This window comes from Hydrogenophaga sp. (assembly GCF_011772445.1).
Taxonomy (GTDB): Bacteria; Pseudomonadota; Gammaproteobacteria; order Burkholderiales; family Burkholderiaceae_C; genus Hydrogenophaga.
On record NZ_WVZN01000009.1, the window covers coordinates 1 to 19,544 of the forward strand.

The 19,544-nt window shown below is 68.6% G+C and carries 21 protein-coding genes; 6 read left to right on the forward strand and 15 right to left on the reverse strand.

Going from position 1 to position 19,544, the window contains the following annotated elements; genetic code table 11:
- Positions 1-1,389: Cache 3/Cache 2 fusion domain-containing protein (locus GTO19_RS03555; RefSeq protein ID WP_291017083.1), on the reverse strand; the 1,389-nt coding region annotated here is incomplete at its 3' end.
- 45 nt (positions 1,390-1,434) lie between these two features.
- Positions 1,435-1,962 (reverse strand): chemotaxis protein CheW, encoded by a 528-nt coding sequence (locus GTO19_RS03560; RefSeq protein WP_291017085.1) that lies wholly within the window; start codon positions 1,960-1,962, stop codon positions 1,435-1,437.
- Between the two features lie 208 nt (positions 1,963-2,170).
- Between GTO19_RS03560 and GTO19_RS03565 the strand changes: the two genes are divergently transcribed.
- On the forward strand, positions 2,171-2,830 hold the full coding sequence (locus GTO19_RS03565; protein ID WP_291017088.1) for a transglutaminase family protein: 660 nt from the start codon (positions 2,171-2,173) through the stop codon (positions 2,828-2,830).
- A 25-nt stretch (positions 2,831-2,855) separates the two neighbouring features.
- Here the strand turns inward: GTO19_RS03565 and metW are convergent, their stop codons facing one another.
- Together metW and GTO19_RS03575 are read right to left on the reverse strand one after the other, a co-directional pair.
- On the reverse strand, positions 2,856-3,437 hold the full coding sequence (metW, locus tag GTO19_RS03570) for a methionine biosynthesis protein MetW (RefSeq protein WP_291017091.1): 582 nt from the start codon (positions 3,435-3,437) through the stop codon (positions 2,856-2,858).
- A 58-nt stretch (positions 3,438-3,495) separates the two neighbouring features.
- The gene (locus GTO19_RS03575; protein ID WP_291017094.1) at positions 3,496-4,734 is read right to left on the reverse strand and encodes a homoserine O-acetyltransferase; all 1,239 of its coding nucleotides are present in this window, start codon (positions 4,732-4,734) and stop codon (positions 3,496-3,498) included.
- Positions 4,735-5,087: 353 nt separating this feature from the next.
- Between GTO19_RS03575 and GTO19_RS03580 the strand changes: the two genes are divergently transcribed.
- Positions 5,088-5,483 (forward strand): RNA-binding protein, encoded by a 396-nt coding sequence (locus tag GTO19_RS03580; protein WP_070399703.1) that lies wholly within the window; start codon positions 5,088-5,090, stop codon positions 5,481-5,483.
- Between the two features lie 62 nt (positions 5,484-5,545).
- Here GTO19_RS03580 and GTO19_RS03585 read toward each other — a convergent pair whose 3' ends face one another.
- The 4 genes from GTO19_RS03585 to GTO19_RS03600 are packed head-to-tail and all read right to left on the reverse strand — an operon-like array spanning position 5,546 to position 8,551.
- A complete protein-coding gene (locus GTO19_RS03585; protein ID WP_291017100.1) occupies positions 5,546-6,337 on the reverse strand; it encodes an SDR family oxidoreductase in 792 nt (263 codons plus the stop codon).
- A complete protein-coding gene (lptC, locus tag GTO19_RS03590; RefSeq protein ID WP_291017103.1) occupies positions 6,334-7,014 on the reverse strand; it encodes an LPS export ABC transporter periplasmic protein LptC in 681 nt (226 codons plus the stop codon). The genes GTO19_RS03585 and lptC overlap by 4 nt, the downstream gene beginning before the upstream one ends.
- Entirely contained in the window at positions 7,011-7,556 is a 546-nt protein-coding gene (locus GTO19_RS03595) for an HAD family hydrolase (protein WP_291017105.1), read from the reverse strand. The genes lptC and GTO19_RS03595 overlap by 4 nt, the downstream gene beginning before the upstream one ends.
- On the reverse strand, positions 7,556-8,551 hold the full coding sequence (locus tag GTO19_RS03600; RefSeq protein ID WP_291017107.1) for a KpsF/GutQ family sugar-phosphate isomerase: 996 nt from the start codon (positions 8,549-8,551) through the stop codon (positions 7,556-7,558). Before GTO19_RS03600 ends, GTO19_RS03595 begins: the two co-directional genes overlap by 1 nt.
- Positions 8,552-8,624: 73 nt before the next feature.
- Here GTO19_RS03600 and GTO19_RS03605 point away from each other — a divergent pair, with 73 nt between their 5' ends.
- Together GTO19_RS03605 and GTO19_RS03610 are read left to right on the forward strand one after the other, a co-directional pair.
- Positions 8,625-10,610, forward strand: a complete 1,986-nt coding sequence (locus tag GTO19_RS03605; RefSeq protein WP_291017110.1) for a monovalent cation:proton antiporter-2 (CPA2) family protein — start codon at positions 8,625-8,627, stop codon at positions 10,608-10,610.
- A gap of 38 nt (positions 10,611-10,648) precedes the next feature.
- Entirely contained in the window at positions 10,649-11,194 is a 546-nt protein-coding gene (locus GTO19_RS03610; RefSeq protein WP_291017112.1) for an adenine phosphoribosyltransferase, read from the forward strand.
- A gap of 21 nt (positions 11,195-11,215) precedes the next feature.
- Here GTO19_RS03610 and GTO19_RS03615 read toward each other — a convergent pair whose 3' ends face one another.
- From GTO19_RS03615 to rpmH, 7 genes are all read right to left on the reverse strand, one after another.
- Complete coding sequence (locus GTO19_RS03615; protein WP_291017114.1) at positions 11,216-11,887, reverse strand: hypothetical protein; 672 nt, start codon at positions 11,885-11,887, stop codon at positions 11,216-11,218.
- A 67-nt stretch (positions 11,888-11,954) separates the two neighbouring features.
- A complete protein-coding gene (locus tag GTO19_RS03620; protein ID WP_291017117.1) occupies positions 11,955-12,446 on the reverse strand; it encodes a cyclic nucleotide-binding domain-containing protein in 492 nt (163 codons plus the stop codon).
- Positions 12,447-12,553: 107 nt separating this feature from the next.
- A complete protein-coding gene (gene mnmE / locus GTO19_RS03625; protein WP_291017120.1) occupies positions 12,554-13,933 on the reverse strand; it encodes a tRNA uridine-5-carboxymethylaminomethyl(34) synthesis GTPase MnmE in 1,380 nt (459 codons plus the stop codon).
- 111 nt (positions 13,934-14,044) lie between these two features.
- Positions 14,045-15,769: a membrane protein insertase YidC gene (yidC, locus tag GTO19_RS03630; RefSeq protein WP_291017123.1), complete on the reverse strand. Its 1,725-nt coding sequence runs from the start codon at positions 15,767-15,769 to the stop codon at positions 14,045-14,047.
- A complete protein-coding gene (gene yidD / locus GTO19_RS03635; protein ID WP_291017126.1) occupies positions 15,766-16,056 on the reverse strand; it encodes a membrane protein insertion efficiency factor YidD in 291 nt (96 codons plus the stop codon). The genes yidC and yidD overlap by 4 nt, the downstream gene beginning before the upstream one ends.
- Positions 16,046-16,456, reverse strand: a complete 411-nt coding sequence (locus GTO19_RS03640) for a ribonuclease P protein component (RefSeq protein ID WP_291017478.1) — start codon at positions 16,454-16,456, stop codon at positions 16,046-16,048. The genes yidD and GTO19_RS03640 overlap by 11 nt, the downstream gene beginning before the upstream one ends.
- 26 nt (positions 16,457-16,482) lie before the next feature.
- Positions 16,483-16,617, reverse strand: a complete 135-nt coding sequence (gene rpmH / locus GTO19_RS03645) for a 50S ribosomal protein L34 (RefSeq protein ID WP_006299042.1) — start codon at positions 16,615-16,617, stop codon at positions 16,483-16,485.
- 217 nt (positions 16,618-16,834) lie between these two features.
- On the opposite strand from rpmH, the gene dnaA reads away from it, so the two are divergent.
- Both dnaA and dnaN read left to right on the forward strand, forming a co-directional pair.
- Complete coding sequence (gene dnaA / locus GTO19_RS03650) at positions 16,835-18,247, forward strand: chromosomal replication initiator protein DnaA (RefSeq protein WP_291017179.1); 1,413 nt, start codon at positions 16,835-16,837, stop codon at positions 18,245-18,247.
- Between the two features lie 122 nt (positions 18,248-18,369).
- Complete coding sequence (gene dnaN, locus GTO19_RS03655; protein ID WP_291017181.1) at positions 18,370-19,476, forward strand: DNA polymerase III subunit beta; 1,107 nt, start codon at positions 18,370-18,372, stop codon at positions 19,474-19,476.
- Positions 19,477-19,544: the final 68 nt, after the last annotated feature.

Sequence of the window (19,544 nt, forward strand, 5' to 3'; positions counted from 1 at the left end):
GGCGGCGCTGGCCGCCAGCTGGTTCGCCTGACGCGCGGCGTCCGCGCTCTGGCGCACCGTGCCGGTGAGCTGCTCCATGCTGGCCGCCGTCTGCTGCAGGTTGCTCGCGGTCTGCTCCGTGCGCGCGCTCAGGTCCTGGTTGCCGGTGGCGATCTCTTGCGAGGCCGTGTTGATGTTGTCGGTGGCACTGCGCAACTGGCGCATCATGTCCAGGAAGCGCTGGCGCATGGCCTCGACCTCGACAACGAGCGTGCCGAGTTCGTCGCGCCGCGTGGTCTGGAACGCCTGCGTCAGGTCGCCCTGGGCCACGGTGGTGACTGCCTTGGTGAGCTCACCCAGGGGCGCGCTCACGTTGCGGCGGATCAGCACGAACAGGCCGGCGCCGAGCAGCACGGTCGTGAAGATCAGCAGGCCCCAGAACATATACATCATGCGCCAGTGCGAGGCCATGGCTTCGTCGTCCGACACCTCGGCGATCACCCACCAGCCACTGGCCTGCGTGTCGCGCTTGACGGCCCAGGGACTGGTGATCTGCGGATTGAGCAGGGCGACGGAATCGCGCACGAACACGTCCTGGCCCGCGCGCATCTCGTCCATCATCGCGCCGGCCTGGGGGTTGACCTCCAGCACCTTCTTGCCCGCCAGCGCGGGCGGCGAAATGAACAGCGCGTTGGCATTGCTGTCGCGCGGGTCGATGATCGCCGTGCCGCCCGACTGGAAGTAGGTCGCGTCGGTGACGAGCTTGTCCAGCGAGGCCTGGAAGTCGCGGATGTCGAAGCCGATGAACAGGATGCCGACCACCTGGCCAGCGGCGTCCTTCACGGGCTCGTAGTGCGTCATGTACGCATTGCCGAAGAGCACGGCACGGCCGGTGTACGGCTTGCCCTGCAGCATCAGCGGATAGGCGGCGTGGTTGCGCGCCAGGGTGGTGCCCACGGCGCGCTCGCCGTTTTCTTTCTTGAGCGAGGTGCTGATGCGCTCGAAGTCATCGCCCTTGCGCATGAAGATGGTGGCCACGCCGCCGTTGGCGAGGTGGAAGGAGTCGGCCTCGCTGTTGTCGCCATTGAGCAGCATGCCCCAGCTCTTGAGCATGTTGTTGGCCACGTCGAGCTCGAAGTGCTCGGCGAACTTCTTGCGGAACGGCTGGTAGGCGCGCTCGGTCATCATGCGCGCCGTCGCGTCGAAGGCGTCCACCGAATCCGCCAGAGCAGCGGCCTTGTCACCGGCGGCGGTGGCCAGGCGCGTGCGCGAATTGCCTTCGACCACGAAGGCCATGCTGATGCTGATGACGGCCAGCGTGCCGGCCAGCAGCGCGACGGCTTGCAGGGACAGTCGGCGGGCCACGGAGGCGCCGCTCTTCTTGTCCGTTGAGTGATTCGATCGGAACATGGTCAGGTGTCTCCTTCCACGAGCGGCGGCGGCAGGCGCGGCCTTTTATTGCAGCGCTTGCGCGCTTTCGATCAGGCCCATGTCGGCGCTCGACATGAGTGCCTCGATGTCCATGAGGATCAGCATGCGTTCGCCCACGCTGGCGATGCCGGTGATGAAGCTGGTGTCGACCGAGGCGCTCATCTCGGGCGCCGGCTTGATGAGGTCGCCGGCCAGTTCCAGCACGTCGGACACCGAGTCGACCACGGCGCCCACCACGCGGCCGCGCACGTTGAGCACGATGACCACGGTGAAGCCGTTGTATTCGACCTTCTCGCAGCCCAGCTTGATGCGCAGGTCCACGACCGGCACGATCACGCCGCGCAAATTGACCACGCCCTTGATGAAGCTGGGCGCGTTGGCGATGCGCGTGGGTTCTTCGTAGGAACGGATCTCCTGCACGCGCAGGATGTCGATGCCGTATTCCTCGGCGCCCAGGCGAAAGGTCAGGAATTCCGCGCTGGCAGCGGCTTGCGCGGCGGCGCGCGCGCCGTCCTGGCGGGCGATGTGGGTGGCTTCGTTGCGCATGTCCATGGCTGTCTGTCCTCTTGCAGGAAAGGAAATGGGAATGGGGGTGAGGGGACTATCGGCCAGGGCCGCGCGGTCTGAAGTCGGAAAAAGGACGACAAACCCCGGCCTATCAGGCACCGACGTGCCGCGCCGGGCATTCTTTGAGTACCAAAGCATTCGCCGCTTCACCCCAGGCGCGCCCGGGGTGCGGGGCCTCTGCTAACTTCCGGCCATGTCCACCCACCTCGACCCCAGCCCCGCCATCGACAGCGACCACCCGTCGGTCCGTGCGTTTGCGCACGAACACGCGCGGGGCGATTCGGTGCGCGAACGCGCGGTCTCGCTCTACCTGGCCGTGCGCGACCAGATCCGCTACGACCCCTACCGCATCGACCTTTCACCCGCCGGCATGCGCGCCAGCACCACGCTGCAACAAGGCCATGGCTGGTGCGTGCCCAAGGCCGTGCTGATGGCGGCCGTGGCGCGCGCCGCCGGCATCCCGGCGCGCCTGGGCTTCGCCGACGTGAAGAACCACATGAGCACGGAAAAGCTGCGCCGCACCATGGGCAGCGACGTCTTCGTCTGGCACGGCTACACCGAACTCTGGATCGACGGCGCCTGGCGCAAGGCCACACCGGCCTTCAACCTCTCGCTGTGCGAGAAGTTCGGTCTCCTGCCGCTGGCGTTCGACGGCGTGCACGACTCGCTGTACCACCCCTACGACCGGGCCGGCCAGCGCCACATGGAGTACGTGAACGAGCGCGGCAGCTTTGACGACCTGCCGCTGGAGCGCATCACCGCCGACTTCGCGGTGATCTACCCGGGCTTCGGCCAGGCCGCGGCCGAGGGCGACTTCGCCGCGGACGCGGCGCGCGAGAACGCCACGCCTTGAACCGGCGTGGGCGGGCGCGTTCAACTCACTTGGAGAAGCGGAACACCGCCGTGCTGGCCATCAGGTTGGGCAATACGCGCACCTCGCGGCCTTCGTGCAGGCCGAAGCCGTCTTCCACGGTGAGGCCGTTGCGCCGTGCCAGCACCTCGAAGTCGGCGTAGGTGCCCACGCGGATGTTGGGCGTGTCGTACCACTGGAAGGGCAGCCGCTTGGTCACCGGCATGCGGCCCTGCAGCACGGCCAGCCGGTTGGGCCAGTGAGCGAAGTTGGGGAAGGCCACCACGCCGATGCGGCCCACGCGCGCGGTCTCGCGCAGCATGGTCTCGGCGTTGCGCAGGTGTTGCAGGGTGTCGATCTGCAGGACCACGTCGAAGGCGTTGTCGCCGAACATGGTCAGGCCCTCTTCGAGGTTGAGCTGCAGCACGTTGACGCCGCGCTGCAGGCAGGCCTGCACCTCGGCGTCGTCGATCTCGACGCCGTAGCCCGTGCAGCCACGCGTGGCCTGCAGGTGGGCCAGCATGGCGCCGTCGCCGCAGCCCAGGTCGAGCACGCGCGAGCCAGGGGGAACGAGTCGGGCAATGGAGTCGAGCAGGTCGCGTTCGCTCATGGTGAAACCTTCGCGCGGCGCGCTGCGGTGCGAGCGCCTTCGGGCGGCCGGGTGGCGCTCATCGCACGGCCCCCACGGTGTGTTGGAAGAAGCTGCGCACGGCCGCGTGGTAGCGCGCATCGTCGAGCAGGAAGGCGTCGTGCCCGTGCGGCGCATCGATCTCGCAGTAGCTCACCTCGCGGCGGTTGTCGAGCAGGGCCTTGACGATCTCGCGGCTGCGGGCGGGGGAGAAGCGCCAGTCGGTGCTGAAGCTCACGATCAGGAAGCGGGCCTGCGCGCGCGCCAGCGCCGCGGCCAGGCGCCCGCCGTGTTCCCGCGCCGGGTCGAAGTAGTCCAGCGCTCGGGTAATGAGCAGGTAGGTGTTGGCGTCGAAGTATTCGCTGAACTTGTCGCCCTGGTACCGCAGGTAGCTCTCGATCTGGAACTCGACGTCCTGCGTGGTGTACTTGTACCCCCACGCTCCGCCGCTGCGCGGGTCGCTGCCCCCCGAGGGGGCTGACCCGCCTTGGGGCGGCCCGGCGGCGGGTCGGACGCCGCCAGGAACCGCTTCTTCAAGTTCAGGCGCGCGCAGCGCGCGTCCGAACTTCTCGTTCATCACGTCGTCGCTGAGGTAGGTGATGTGGCCGATCATGCGGGCGATGCGCAGGCCGCGGCGCGGCAGGGTGCCCTGGCGCAGGTAATGGCCGCCGTGGAAGTCGGGGTCGGTGACGATGGCGCGGCGCGCCACCTCGTTGAAGGCGATGTTCTCGGCCGTGAGGTTGGGCGCGCTGGCCACCACCACCGCGTGGCGCACGCGCTCGGGGTACTGCAGCGTCCAGGCCAGCGCCTGCATGCCGCCCAGGCTGCCGCCCATCACGGCGGCCAGGGTCTCGATGCCCATGGCGTCGAGCAGGCGGGCCTGGGTCTCGACCCAGTCTTCCACCGTGACCACGGGAAAGTCCGCGCCCCAGGCCTGGCCGGTGGCCGGGTTGGTGTGTGTGGGGCCACTCGAGCCGAAACAGGAGCCGAGGTTGTTGACGCCGATGACGAAGAAACGGTCGGTGTCTACGGGTTTACCCGGGCCGATCATGTTGTTCCACCAACCCTCGGAGCGGGCCAGGGGCTGGCCGTTGGCGTCGGCGTGCCAGCCAGCCACGTGGTGCGAGGCGTTGAGCGCGTGGCAGACCAGCACGGCGTTGGACTTGTCGGCGTTGAGGGTGCCGTAGGTCTCGACCACCAGCTCGTAGGCCGGCAGCACCGCGCCGCCCCGCAGGGTCAGCGGCTGGTCGAATCGGTAGGTGACGGGGGTGACGATCACGCTCGTTCCCCGCTTGCGCAGGGCCTGAAACAGAAAACCCGGTGGCCAAAAGGCGAACCGGGCATCTCCGAGCTCCCCTTTAGCGGCATTTGTTGAGCGCCCGCAATCCGGACAAATCGGCGCTGGGCGGGGAGTATAAGCGCCAGGCATGTTGTAACCGCGCATCGGCCAGGGGTTTGACTTGCATCGTCCGGAAATTTGTCACCGGCTTTCCGACGATCGGCGCATAATGCCCCGGCGTGCCGCCAAGGCGGCCGCGTGTCAAGTGATCGGTTGGTTTCGCGCGCTGCACCTGTGCCGGACGACGGGGCTCCTCCATCGCTTCTTTTCTTGTGTTTTCAGGAGTCCCTCGAATGGGCAACAAACTTTATGTCGGCAACCTGCCGTACACGGTGCGCGACGAAGACCTGCAACAGGCCTTCTCGGCTTACGGTGCTGTCAACAGCGCCAAGGTCATGATGGAGCGCGAAACCGGTCGCTCCAAGGGCTTCGGCTTTGTGGAGATGGGCAGTGACGCTGAAGCGCAGTCCGCCATTCAGGGCATGAACGGCCAGTCGCTCGGCGGCCGCAGCCTGGTGGTGAACGAAGCGCGCCCGATGGAGCCGCGTCCCCCGCGCAGCGGTGGCGGTGGCTTCGGCGGTGGCCGTCGTGAAGGTGGCTTCGGTGGTGGCGGCCAGGACGGCGGCTTCCGCAGCCCCTACGGCGGTGGCGGTCGTCGCGATGGCGGCGGTGGCCGCGGCGGCTACTGATCCCGGCGGACGTCCCCCGTCCTCCAGCAAACCCCGCGACGACCTCGCGGGGTTTTTGTTTTTCAGCGGCCCTCGCCCGCGCGGTGCTTGCGGGAGCGTCCCTGCAGCAGGCGGTCGAACAGGGCGTTGGGCAGCAGGCGCAGCAGTTTGGCGACCACACCCATTTGCCAGGGAATGACGCGGTAGCTGGCACGCCCGGCGATGGCGTCGAAGGCGCGGTCCGCAAAGGCCTCGGGCGACATCAGAAAGGGCATGGGGTAGCGGTTTTCGCGCGTGAGGGGGGTGTCCACGTAGCCGGGCACCAGGGTCACCACCGCGACCCCGCTGCCGCGAAGCTCGCCACGCAGGCTTTCGCAATAGCTCACCACGGCGGCCTTGCTGCCGCAGTAGGCGCCGTGGCCGGGCAGGCCGCGAATGGCCGCCACGCTGGCGATGCCGACCAGCGTGCCCGTGCCCCGAGCCTGCATGGGTCGCACGAAGGGGTGGAAGGTGGCCGCCATGCCCACATTGTTGGTGGCGAAGGTGCGCGACAGCACCTCCAGGTCGTCGCGCTCGCCCGTGTCCATGCCCACGCTGATGCCGGCGTTGGCGATCACGGCCTCGGGCAAGCCCTGCTCGGCCAGGCAGGACTGTCCAGCGGACACGATGCTCTCGACCTGCGACACGTCGGCGCCGTAGATGCGGCAGCGATCGGGGCCCAGCCCCTGGGCATCGGCCCAGGCCTGCAGGTCGGCGGTGCGGCGCGCCACCAGCGCGAGCCGGTAGCCGGCCCGCGCGAAGCGTGCGGCCAGTGCCTGGCCGATGCCGCTGGAGGCGCCGGTGATGAAGACCAGGGGGGCGGCAGGCGGGTTCATGGGGCGGCCCGGGGGTTGAGCTGGACGCGCACGCGCCCGCGGAAATCGGCGACCTGCTCGTCGCCGCGGTAGTCCAGCGTTTGCGCGTTGATTCGGTCGCCGTTGCGCAGCAGCTCGACCGGTTGGTCGGAGGTCACGCGCTCGACGGGTTCGAGCTCCACGCGCAGGAACTCACCACGAAACTCCAGGCGCGGCAGGGGTTCGCCTGCGTCCGAGCGCCCGCCTTCGCGCACCACCACGGCGTCGCCCTCGAGCACGAAGACGGTGTTTTCTGCGTTGGTGGTGACGCGCTGTGCCGTGGCGCGCATCACGGCGCCGGATTCGGCCAGGTTGCGGATGCGCGCGTTATCGATCTCGACCCGGTCGTCGTCGGGGTGGTGGCGCGCCTCGTCGCCAATGACCTCGGCCTTGAGCTGGCCGGCGGCATCGAAGGACTTCACCGAGAAGCGGCGCATGAAGTAGTCGGGTTCGCTGGTCACCGGCCGCTCGGGCTGGGGTTCTGGCGCGGGCGGCGTGGCGCGCAGCAGCCAGTACGACGCCAGCGCCAGCAGGCCCATGAGCATGATGGGCAGGTAGATGGACAGGCGATCCCACCACGGGGCGGGGCGCCGGCGCGGCTCGGGTGGCGCGCTGCGGTCCAGGCCCGGGATGAGGTCGAAGTCGTCGTCGGCGCTCACCGCGCGGCGGCCTCGAGCTCGGCCGCGTAGGCACCACGGGCCATCAGCAGCAGGTCACAGAATTCGCGCGCCGCGCCTTCGCCCGCGGCACGGTGCGTGACGTGGTGGGCGATGGCGCGCACCTCGTCGTGCGCGGCCGGCGGTGCGACGGCCAGGGCGGCGCGGCGCAGCAGGGGCAGATCGGGCCAGTCGTCGCCCATGGCGGCGGCGGCTTCCCAACCCAGGCCGAGTTCATCGAGGATGGACTGGGCCGCGGGCGCCTTGTCCTCCGTGCCCAGACGCACATGGGTGACACCCAGCGCTGACAGGCGCTGACGCAGGGGCTTGCCGTCGCGCCCGCTGACCACGGCCGGCGTGATGCCGTGGCGTTGCAGCAGCTTCAGGCCGTGGCCGTCGAGCGAGCTGAAACGCTTGAGCGTTTCGCCCGCCTCGCTGAAATACAGCCCACCGTCGGTGAGCACGCCATCGACATCGAAGAAGGCCACGCGCACGGGCTGGGCGCGCAACAGCAGCGCCGGGGCGAAGGTCAGCACGGGCGCCATCAGATCACCTTCGCTCGCATGAGGTCGTTGCTGTTGAGCGCGCCCACCAGTTGACCGGCCTCGTCCACCACGAGCAGGCTGGTGATGCTGTGCGCCTCCATGAGTTCGGCGGCCTCCACCGCCAGCGCGTGTTCGCGCACGGTGCGCGGCGCCGGGTGCATGACCTCGCGCGCGGTCAGCGCGCGCAGGTCGGTACCGTTGCCGGTTCGCTCGATCAGGCGGCGCAGGTCGCCATCGGTGAAGATGCCGACCGCGCGGCCGTCCGCGACGACGGCGCTCATGCCCAGCCCTTTGGCGCTGATCTCGCGCATGAGCGCCATCAGCCCGGTATCGGGCGTCACGCGCGGCACGGCCTCGTCGCGGCGCATGACGTCGCCGACGTGCGTGAGCAGCTTGCGGCCCAGCGCGCCGCCGGGGTGGGAGCGCGCGAAGTCGTCGGCGAGGAAGCCGCGCGCATCGAGCAGCGCCACCGCGAGTGCATCGCCCATGGCGAGCTGCGCCGTGGTGCTGGCCGTGGGCGCGAGGTTGTGCGGACAGGCCTCCTTGGCCACCGAGGTGTCGAGCACCACGTCGGCGTGGCGCCCCAGGGTGGAGTCGGCACGTCCGGTCAGTGCGATCAGCGGCACACCCATGCGCTTGATGAAAGGCAGGATGGCGCTGAGCTCCTCGCTCTCGCCGGAGTTGCTCAGCGCCAGCACCACGTCCTGGCGGGTGATCATGCCCAGGTCGCCGTGGCTGGCCTCGGCCGGGTGCACGAACAGGGCCGGCGTGCCGGTGGAGGCCAGCGTGGCGGCGATCTTGCGGCCGATGTGCCCGCTCTTGCCCATGCCCATGACCACGACCCGCCCGCGGCAGTCGAGCAGGCGCTGGGCGGCCTGGGCAAAGGCGGCGTCGACGCGCCGGGCCAGCGCGCTCACCGCGTCGGCTTCGATCTGCAGGGTTTCGATGGCCAGCTGGCGGGCCCGCGACGGGTCGATCGGGGGGAAGGCGGACATGCGGCGGATTATCGCCGCGGCCCCGCGAAACCCCGGCCCGCGCGGGGGCGAAGCCGCGCTTACGATGCGCGCCATGACCTCACTCGACCTCGCGCTGCTGTACCTGCTGGCCGCCGTGCTGGCGGTGGTGGCCTGCCGCAGCTACCGGCTGCCACCCATGGTGGGCTACCTCGCGGTCGGCGTGCTCATCGGCCCGCACGCGCTGGCGCTGTCGCAGAACTCCGGCGGGCTGCGCTACCTGGCCGAATTCGGCGTGGTGTTCCTCATGTTCGTGATCGGGCTGGAGTTCAGCCTGCCCAAATTGCGCGCGATGCGGCGCCATGTCTTCGGACTGGGGTTGTCGCAGGTGGTCTGCACGATGGTGTTGGCTGCCCTGGCCTCGTTCCTGCTGGGACTGGCGCTGCCCAGCGCCTGGGGCCTGTCGTGGCAGGCGGCGCTGACCATGGGCGGCATCATGGCGATGAGCAGCACGGCCATCGTCATCAAGCTCATGGCCGAGCGCCTGGAGCTCGAATCCGAGCACGGCAAGCGGGTGATGGGCGTGCTGCTGTTCCAGGACCTGGCGGTGGTGCCGCTGCTGGTGCTCATCCCGGCGTTGTCGGCGCCACCAGAAGAACTCGCCAAAGCGCTCGGCCTGGCCCTGCTGAAGGCGGGGGTGCTGCTCGGCGTGCTGCTCACCGGCGGGCAGCGCGTGGTGCGCTGGTGGCTCACCCTGGTGGCGCGGCGCAAGAGCGACGAGCTGTTCATGCTCAACCTGCTGCTCGTCACGCTGGGCCTGGCCTGGATCACCGAGCACGCCGGGCTCTCGCTGGCCCTGGGGGCCTTCGTGGCCGGCATGCTCATCGCCGAGACGGAATACAAGCACCAGGTGGAAACGGACATCCGTCCCTTCCACGACGTGCTGCTCGGCCTGTTCTTCATCACCATCGGCATGAGCCTGGACTGGCGGCTGGTGCTGCAGCATGGGTCGCTGGTGCTGTTCATGCTGGTGGCCTCGGTGGCTTTCAAGCTGGTATTGATCACGGCGCTGGCGCGTGCCTTCGGCGCGCCCATGGGCACCGCCCTGCGCACCGGTCTCTACCTGGCGCAAGGTGGCGAGTTCGGTCTGGTGCTGCTCACGCTGGCGGGGCAGCACAGCCTGGTGCCGCCCGAGCTGTTCAACCCCGTGCTGGCCAGCATGGTGGTGTCCATGATGCTCACGCCCTTTGCCATGCTGTACAGCAACCGCATCGTCACGCGGCTGGTGGGCAGCGACTGGCTGATGCAGTCGGTGCAGATGACCGCCATCGCGCGCAAGGCGATCAACGCCGACAAGCACGTGATCATCTGCGGCTACGGCCGCTGCGGACAGAACCTGGCCAGGCTGCTGGAGGCCGAAGGCATCCCCTACATGGCCCTGGACCTGGACCCCGACCGCGTGCGCCAGGCCGCCGCGGCGGGCGATTCGGTGGTGTTCGGCGACGCCGCCCGGCTGCAGGCGCTCATGGCCGCCGGGCTGCACCGCGCCAGCGCGGCCGTCGTGACCTTCAACGACACCCCGGTGGCGCTCAAGGTGCTGCACCACGCCTCGGAGCATGCGCCGCACGTGCCGGTGGTGGTGCGCACCATGGACGACGCCGACCTCGAGCGGCTGCGCGCGGCCGGTGCGGCCGAGGTGGTGCCCGAGGCCATCGAGGCCAGCCTGATGCTGGCCAGCCACGCGCTGGCGCTGGTGGGCGTGCCCATGCGCCGCGTGCTGCGCGCGGTGCAGGCGCAGCGCGACGCGCGTTACGAGCTGCTGCGCGGCTACTTCCGCGGCGCCGACGACGACACCGCGGACGAGCTGCAGCAGGAGCGCCTGACCACAGTGACGCTGCCACGCGCCGGCCGCACGGTCGGCCATTCGCTGGGCAGCCTGGCCCTGCCGGCCATGGGCGTGCGCGTGGTCAGTCTGCGCCACGCCAACGGGCGCCCCGGCGCCGCGCAAGACGAGACGGTGCTTGCCGGAGGCGACACGCTGGTGCTCAGTGGGCAGTCCGCCGCGCTGGCGCTGGCCGAAGAGAAGCTGCTGTCGGGCTGAAGCGCGGGGCGCAGGGGCCGTCTTCCATAATCCCCGCCATGGACACCGCCGCCTACCTGCGCTCCCACATCCGCACCGTGCCCGACTGGCCCGCACCGGGCGTGATGTTTCGCGACATCACCCCGCTGCTGCAGGACCCGAAGGTCTTTCGCGTGCTCATCGACACCTTCGTGCACCGCTACATGGACCCGGCCCTGCGCCCGACCGTGGTGGCGGGACTGGACGCGCGCGGTTTCATCATCGGCTCCGTGCTGGCCTACGAACTGGGCGTGGGCTTCGTCCCCATCCGCAAGAAGGGCAAGCTGCCCTTCAACACGGTGGAAGAAACCTATGAGCTGGAGTACGGCAGCGCCACGGTGGAGCTGCACACCGACGCGGTGAAGGCGGGTGACCGCGTGCTGCTGATCGACGACCTGATCGCCACCGGCGGCACCATGATGGCGGGGCGTCGCCTGCTGGAGAAACTGGGCGCCGAGGTGACCGAGGGCGCCGCGATCGTCGATCTGCCCGAACTCGGCGGCTCGGCCAAGCTGCGCGACAGCGGCCTGGCGCTGTTCACGCTGATCGATTTCGAGGGGCACTGAGCGGGCCTGGGCCCGCGCGGCTCAGATCTTGCCGTGCTGCGTGTCGCTGAGCGCGGCGAAATCGCTCACTGCCTCAGGCGTGGGCATCGGCAACTGAGGCTCCTGGGGGTGGCGCATGGTCGCCGCCGGCAGCGAATTGATCGCGTCACGGAAGGCGCGCACCTCGTCCTCGCCCACGGCCTGCGCGGGCGCTCGGCTGGCGGACACCGCCGGCCGGGGAATGGACGTGTCCGGCACCTCGCGCCGCGTCTGCGCCGGCACCGCCGCGCGCAGGGCCTGGCCCACCTGCTCGGGCGTGGCCTTGCGGCGCCAGTACACGCCGCGCACGTCCATCACGTGCCGGCTCTTGGCGCTTTGCTGGATCCAGCGCTCGATCTCGAGCAGGAACTCGTCGGGCATGGACTGGGCGGGCAGCGCCAGGTCAACCAGCGCGATGAAGGTGTCGCCGTTGGCGTCGAGGTTGAGCACCTTGAACGAGTAGCTGGTGGACAGCACGCCGCCGCGGATGAGCGACTCGCGCACCACCGCGAAGAGTTGCTCGCGCCGCAACAGCCGGCGGCCACGCCGCGGCGAGATCAGCGGCATGGTGGTGGTGCGAAAGGCGTTGCGGGCGCGCGCAAGGGCGCCCTTGCCAGCGAACGGTTTCCGGGCCGACAACCAGTTCAGGAACGACATGTTGAGTGTGGTGATCACGTGGCGGCGGGTTCGTGAGCGTAAGGGGCTGGACTGTCGCCGTGGCGTAACGAGCCGTTGAACGGCGTCAAGTCACCGCCACGCGCTTGGGCTTGTTGTACATGCGCCGCGCCAGCACGGCCGACATCGCGATGGTCAGTTCCAGGGCAATCTGTGGGTGTCGCACACCCAGCTCGCGAAAGCGCAATGGCATGAGGCACCACAAGCGGCAGTCGCTGCCCGCGTTGACGGTGGCGCTGCGCGGGAGATGGCTGAAGAAGGCGCCCTCCCCCAGCAGGGAGCCCGCGCCCACCACGGCGATGCGCACGCGTTCCTTGGCGTCCTCGTAGTGCACGGTGAGCGTGCCGCTCTCGACGAAGTAGACGGTGCGGTCCTTCACGCCTTGTTCGATCAGCACCTGGCCCTGCTGCAAGGCAACGGGCTGCATGTAGTTGGCCAGGGTGACCCAATGGGCGTCGCTCAGGTTCAGGGGCACCGCGTCCAGGGCACTGCTGTGACGCATGGCCTGCGCCAGATGCTGGATGTCGAAGCGCGCGGGGGCGGCGGTGGGGGCACTCATGCGCCAAGTGAACCCCAGCGCGTCGCACGGCGCAACACCGGCGTAACCCATCCTTACAGATCGGTTCCCAGCGGTGCGGCACAACCCGTGAACGGCGGCACGGAAAACTATTTGCCGATGCAAAAACGCGAAAAAATGACGCCCAGCAGGTCGTCGGCCGTGAACTCGCCGGTGATTTCGCCCAGCGCCTGTTGCGCGAGGCGCAATTCTTCGGCCAGCAGATCGAGTTGCGCGGCGGCCTCGCACAGGTGCTCTGCAGCGAGTTTGAGGTGCTCATCGACGCGCGCGAGCACCTGCAGGTGCCGCTCGCGCGCCATGAAGAGCCCATCGCCACCGGGCTGCCAACCCGCCAGCTGCAACAGGCGCTGGCGCAGCGCGTCGAGCCCGGTGCCGAGCTTGGCCGACAGGGCGATGTCGTCGGCTCCTTGCGGTGCGGCGTCCGCCTGATCCAGCTTGTTCCACACATGCAGCACCGGCACGCCCGCCGGCAGGCCGCGCGCGATGTTGGCGTCGGCGTAGCGGTAGCGCGGCTCGCCCCAGCGCGTGAGGTCGTGCAGGAACAGCACCGCGTCGGCGCCGCGGATGCGCTGCCACGCCCGCTCGATGCCGATGCGCTCGACCTCGTCGATCTCCGGGCTGTCGCGCAGGCCGGCGGTGTCGGTCACGTGCAGCGGCACCCCTTCGATCTGGATGGTCTGCTGCACCACGTCGCGCGTGGTGCCGGCGATGGGCGTGACGATGGCGAGCTCGGCGCCCGCCAGCGCGTTGAGCAAGGAGCTCTTGCCGGCGTTGGGCTGGCCGGCGATCACCACCTGCAGGCCGTCGCGCAGCAAGGCGCCCTGACGCGCCTCGGCGCGCAGCACCGACAACGCCGCGCGCAGGCGATCGAGCTGGCCCTGCGCATCGGCCTTCTGCAGGAAGTCGATCTCTTCCTCGGGAAAGTCCAGGGTGGCCTCGACCAGCATGCGCAGGTTCGTGAGCGATTCCTGCAAGGTGTGCACGCGCCGCGAAAACGCGCCGTCGAGCGAGCGCGCCGCGCTGCGCGCCGCGGCTTCGGTGCTGGCGTCGATCAGGTCGGCCACGGCCTCGGCCTGCGCGAGGTCGAGCTTGTCGTTGAGAAAGGCGCGCTCGGTGAACTCGCCAGCGCGCGCCAGGCGAAGGCCCGGCAGGGTGGCGCGCGCCACCTCCAGGCAGCGCGCCAGCAGCAACTGCAGCACCACCGGCCCGCCGTGGCCCTGAAGCTCCAGCACGTCTTCGCCGGTGTAGGAGTGCGGCGCCGGAAACCACAGCGACAGCCCATGATCCAGCGGCTGCCCGTCGGCCCCGCGCCAAGGCCCGTAGGTGGCCTCGCGCGGTTTCAGGTCGCGCCCGAGCAGCGAACGCACGAAGGGCGCGAGCCCCTTGCCCGACACCCGCACGATGCCCACGCCGCCCCGGCCGGGGGCGGTGGCAATCGCAGCAATGGGATCAGCGTGATGCGGGAGCATAAAAAGCGGTGGTGCGCCAGCCCCCAGACCCAGGGACACCACGGAACCGGCTTCGCCGGGCCGTGGGTGTCGTCCCCCTGCAAGGGGGAAGCCGCGAAGCGGCGCAGGGGGTTACCTGAATTTGGGCATGTTGAACTTCAGCGGCACACCCATGCGGCGGTTGATGTGCGCCTGCTGCGCGATCGTCAGCACGTTGTTCGTGATCCAGTAGAGCACCAGGCCCGACGGGAAGAAGAAGAACATCACCGAGAACACCAGCGGCATCATCCACATCAGCTTGGCCTGCAGGGGATCGGGCGGCAGCGGGTTGAGCGCGGTCTGGATCATGGTGGTGGCGGCCATCACCAGCGGCAGGATGTAGAACGGATCTGGAGAGGACAGATCATGGATCCAGGCCACCCAGGGCGCGTTGCGCATCTCCACGCTGGACAGCAGCACCCAGTAGAGCGCGATGAACACGGGAATCTGGATCAGGATGGGGAAGCAGCCGCCGAGGGGATTGACCTTCTCCTCGCGGTAAATCTTCATCATCTCCTGCTGCATCTGCTGCGGGTTGCTCTTGAGGCGCTCGCGCATTTCCATGATGCGCGGGTTGATGGCCTTCATCTTGGCCATGCTGCGGTAGGCGCTGGCGTTGAGCCAGTAGAAGGCGGCCTTGATCAGCACCACCAGCAACACGATGGCCCAGCCCCAGTTGCCCACGAAACCGTGGATCTTCTCGAGCAGCCAGTACAGCGGCTTGGCCAGGATGGTGAGCCAGCCGTAGTCCTTCACGAGTTCCAGGCCGGGGGCAAGGACTTCGAGTTGCTTCTCGTCTTGCGGGCCCACGAACAGGCGGGCCTGTACCGTCTGCGACTGGCCCGGTGCGATGGTGGGCAAGGACGCCAGGCTGCCGACCGAGTAAAGGTTGTCGGCCACCTTGCGCACGAAGTTTTCGCGCGCCACGCCCGCGTCGATCAGCCAGGCGGTGGCGAAGTAGTGCTGCACCATGGCCACGTAGCCGTCGCTCGCGTTCTTCACGTAGCTGGCCTTGTCGCCGTCGATGTTCTTGAACTCGATCTTCTGGAACTTCTGTTCCGTGGTGTAGACGGCCGGGCCGGTGAAGGTGGAATAGAAGGGCGTCTGGCTTTCCACCGTGCTGCCGTCGCGCACGAGCTGGCGGTAGAGCTGCGGGCTCACCGGCGCGCCGCCGAGGTTGCGGACCTCGTGCTGCACCCCGATGTCGTAGTGGCCCCGCTTGAGCGTGTAGGTGGTGACCAGCTGAACGCCGCCCACTTCCGCGGATTCGTAGCGGATCTGCAGTGAGTCCTGGCCCTCGGCCAAGGAGGCAGGCGCATCGCCCGCCAGGCGCATCGGCGTCTTGTGCGTGGGGAAGCTGCCACCCACCAGGCCGCTTTGTGCCACGTAGGTGCGCTGGCCGGTCTGCGAGAGCAGGGTGAAGGGTGTCTGGATCGCGCGGTCGGCGCCGCCCGATGCCTGGGCGTGCTTGAGCAACTGCGCGCCGATCAAGGCGCCGCCTTCGCTGCTGAAGCTCAGGCGCAGCACGTCGGTGGTGACTTCGTGGCGCGTGGCCGCCGCCGGGGCGGAGGCCTCGGCGCCCGGCACCGCACTGGCACCGGCCGTAGGCGAGGCTGGGGCCGACGTCGAAGCGCTCGGCAGCGAGGCATCGGCCTGGGCGGGCGTGGGCGCGCCATTCGCGGGCGCGGTCACGGCCGGCGGCGAGCTGGTGGGGAAGAAGGTGGCGGGCCTGCCGTTGTGGATCTGCCATTTGTCCCAGATGAGGACCATGGCGAAACCGAAGACCACCCACAGGATGGAGCGACGAATGTCATTCATGACGCGTTCTTGTTTTCGGGGTTTCGGATGAGCAGGCGCGTGAACAGGCCCTCGGGGCGCGCGGTGGGCACCGGGTCGTGGCCGCCCTCGCACCAGGGATGGCAGCGCGCCAGCCGATTCAGCGTGAGGCGGCTGCCGGTAAGGGCACCATGGCGCTGCAAGGCGTCCAGCGCGTAGGCCGAGCAGGTGGGCTCGAAGCGACAACCGCTGCCCAGCCAGGGGCTCAGCAGCAGCCGATAGCCCTTGACGAGGGCAATCAGGGTGCGACGGGGAAGGTCAAGCCACATGGCCGCGGGGGGCAGCGGGCGCGGTCCGCGTGGGCACGCGCGACCACAGGCCGAGCAGCTCGGCGCGCACGGCGCGCTTGAGCGCTTCGGAACTGGCGCTGACGAACTGCTTGGGATCGAACGCACCGCGCAGGCGCACCACGTGCGCCGCCGCCGGCAACCCGTCGCCCGAGGGCGCGGTGGCGTAGATCTGGCGGCGGATGGCGTTGCGAGTGACGGCCCGACGGGCCCAGCGCTTGGGAATCAGCACACCGAGCCAGGGGCCGGCGGCGGGAAACAGCGCGTCAAGGCCCTCGGCCGGCTCAAGGACGAGGCGGTGGAGAGCGAAGTGGGGCGTCTTGGCCACGGGGGCGCTGGCCAGCACAGCCTGGAACTGGGGCCGGGTCCGCAGCCGCTGGATCACCGGCGGGCGAGGCTCGACCGGACTCAGACCGCCAGACGCTTGCGGCCCTTGGCGCGGCGGGCGTTGATGACCGCGCGGCCACCGCGCGTCTTCATGCGCACGAGGAAGCCGTGGGTGCGTGCGCGGCGGATCTTGGAGGGCTGATAGGTGCGTTTCATGGTATGAGCTCTGAAATCGGGGAAACCCGCAATTATCGCCAGAAACCCCCTGCCGCGGCAAGACAATGTCCTTTGGCCCCGGGCCAGCCCCACCAGGCCCGCGGGCGGGCTGAAATTGCCCGGCGGCGCTTGTGGATAACTGCCGCGCGTGCCTACAATGCGCGCCCTGGGGTGCCGCCCCTTGTCCACAACTACAAACAGCTTCCCCCTTTCCCGAATGTCCGAGGGCACCACCCCGTCTGCCGCGCTGCGCGACGACCGCTCCATCTGGGCGGCCTGCATCGAACGCCTCGCCCAGGAAATCCCCGAGCAACAGTTCAACACCTGGATCCGGCCCCTGACCGCCACGGTCGCGCCGGACGCGTCCAAGGTGGTGCTGGCCGTGGGCAACCGCTTCAAGCTCGACTGGATCCGCGCGCAGTATGCAAGCCGCATCAGCGCCCTGCTGGAAAGCGTGCACGGCGCGCCTGTGACGCTTGAGTTGGCGCTCGCTCCGCGTGAAGCCCCCGCCAGGGCAATGCCCGCCAACCGCCCCGTGTTCGACGCGCCGGCGGACCCGGTGTTCGGCGAGTTGGCCGACGTGGCGCCCGCCGAACCCGCCAGCACCCCCAAGACCCGGCTCAATCCCTCGCTCACCTTCGCCTCCCTGGTGGAGGGTTCGGCCAACCGCATGGCCCGGGCCGCGGCCATGCACGTGGCCGGCAGCCTGGGGCAGTTGTACAACCCCCTGTTCATCTACGGCGGGGTCGGCCTGGGCAAGACCCACCTGGTGCACGCCATTGGCAACCACCTGCTGTCCGAGCGGCCCCAGGCCAAAGTTCTCTACATCCACGCCGAGCAGTTCGTCTCGGATGTGGTTAAGGCCTATCAGCGCAAGACCTTCGATGAGTTCAAGGCGCGTTACCACTCGCTCGACCTGCTCCTGATCGACGACGTGCAGTTCTTCGCCAACAAGGATCGCACCCAGGAAGAGTTCTTCAACGCCTTCGAGGCGCTGCTGGCCAAGAAGAGCCACATCGTGCTGACCAGCGACACCTACCCCAAGGGCCTGGCCGACATCCATGAGCGCCTGGTGTCGCGCTTCGACTCCGGCCTGACGGTGGCCATCGAGCCGCCCGAGCTGGAAATGCGCGTGGCCATCCTGATCAACAAGGCCGCCGTCGAAGGCGCCGTGATGCCCGAGGAAGTGGCCTTCTTCGTCGCCAAGAACGTGCGCTCCAACGTGCGCGAGCTCGAAGGCGCGCTGCGCAAGATCCTGGCCTATTCGCGCTTCAACCAGAAGGACATCTCCATCCAGCTCGCGCGCGACGCGCTGAAAGACCTGCTGTCGATCCAGAACCGGCAGATCAGCGTGGAGAACATCCAGAAAACGGTGGCCGACTTCTACAAGATCAAGGTCGCCGACATGTACAGCAAGAAGCGCCCGGCCAGCATCGCCCGGCCGCGCCAGATCGCCATGTTCCTGGCCAAGGAGCTCACCCAGAAGAGCCTGCCCGAGATCGGCGAGCTCTTTGGCGGGCGCGACCACACCACCGTGCTGCACGCCGTGCGCAAGATCGCCGGCGAGCGCCAGACGAACACCGAACTCAACCAGCAACTGCACGTCCTGGAGCAGACCCTGAAGGGGTGAGGCCGGCGTGAGCCTTTCCAAGCCAGTCAAGCTGGTAAACAGCGTTCAAAAAGGGCGAGAATAGGGGGGTTTTGGCCCGCCGATCCCGGCCCGGGAGCATCTTCATCAAGAAAGAGCCGCAGATGATCGTTTTCAAATCCTCGCAGGACAAGGTTCTGGCCGCGCTGCAGTCGGTCGCGGGCATCGTGGAACGGCGCCACACCCTGCCCATCCTGGCCAACGTGCTGCTGCGCAAGTCGGGCTCGCAACTGCAGCTCACCACCAGCGACCTGGAAATCCAGATCCGCACCACGGCCGAGCTCGACGGCGACAGCGGCAGCTTCGCCACCACCCTGGGCGCGCGCAAGCTCATCGACATCCTGCGCACCATGCCGGGCGACCAGACCGTGAGCCTGGAGCACACCGGCGGCAAGCTCATCCTCAAGGGTGGCAAGAGCCGCTTTACGCTGCAAAGCCTGCCGGCCGAAGACTTCCCCCTGGTGCAGGAATCCGCCAGCTTCGGCCCCGTGTTCAGCGTGCCGCAGAAAACCCTCAAGGGCCTGCTGGGCCAGGTGTCCTTCGCCATGGCGGTGCACGACATCCGCTACTACCTCAACGGCATCCTGTTCGTGGCCGAGGGCAAGCAGCTCAGCCTGGTGGCCACCGACGGCCACCGCCTGGCCTTCGCCTCCGCCACGCTCGACGTGGAAGTGCCCAAGCAAGAGGTCATCCTGCCGCGCAAGACCGTGCTGGAGCTGCAGCGCCTGCTGTCCGACAAGGACGGCGCCATCGAAATGCAGTTCGCCGCCAACCAGGCCAAGTTCAGCTTCGACGGCATGGAGTTCGTCACCAAGCTGGTCGAGGGCAAGTTCCCCGACTACAACCGCGTCATCCCCAAGAACCACAAGAACATCGTCACCCTGGGCCGCGCGCCGCTGCTCTCCAGCCTGCAGCGCACCGCCATCATGACGAGCGAGAAGTTCAAGGGCGTGCGCCTGAACGTGGAGCCCGGCACCCTGCGCGTGGCCTCCAGCAACGCCGAGCAGGAAGAGGCCGTGGACGAACTCGACATCGACTACGGCGGCGACACCATCGAGATCGGCTTCAACGTCACCTACCTCATCGACGCGCTGCAGAACATGGGCCAGGAAATGGTCCGTGTCGAACTCGCGGATGGCAACAGCTCGGCCCTGGTGACCAACCCCGACGACAACGCGTTCAAGTACGTCGTCATGCCCATGCGCATCTGAGCGCGCAGCCTCCCGACCCGACATCGAGCCGACCCGCTGACCAGCGGGTTTGGCGTTTTAGCGATAGA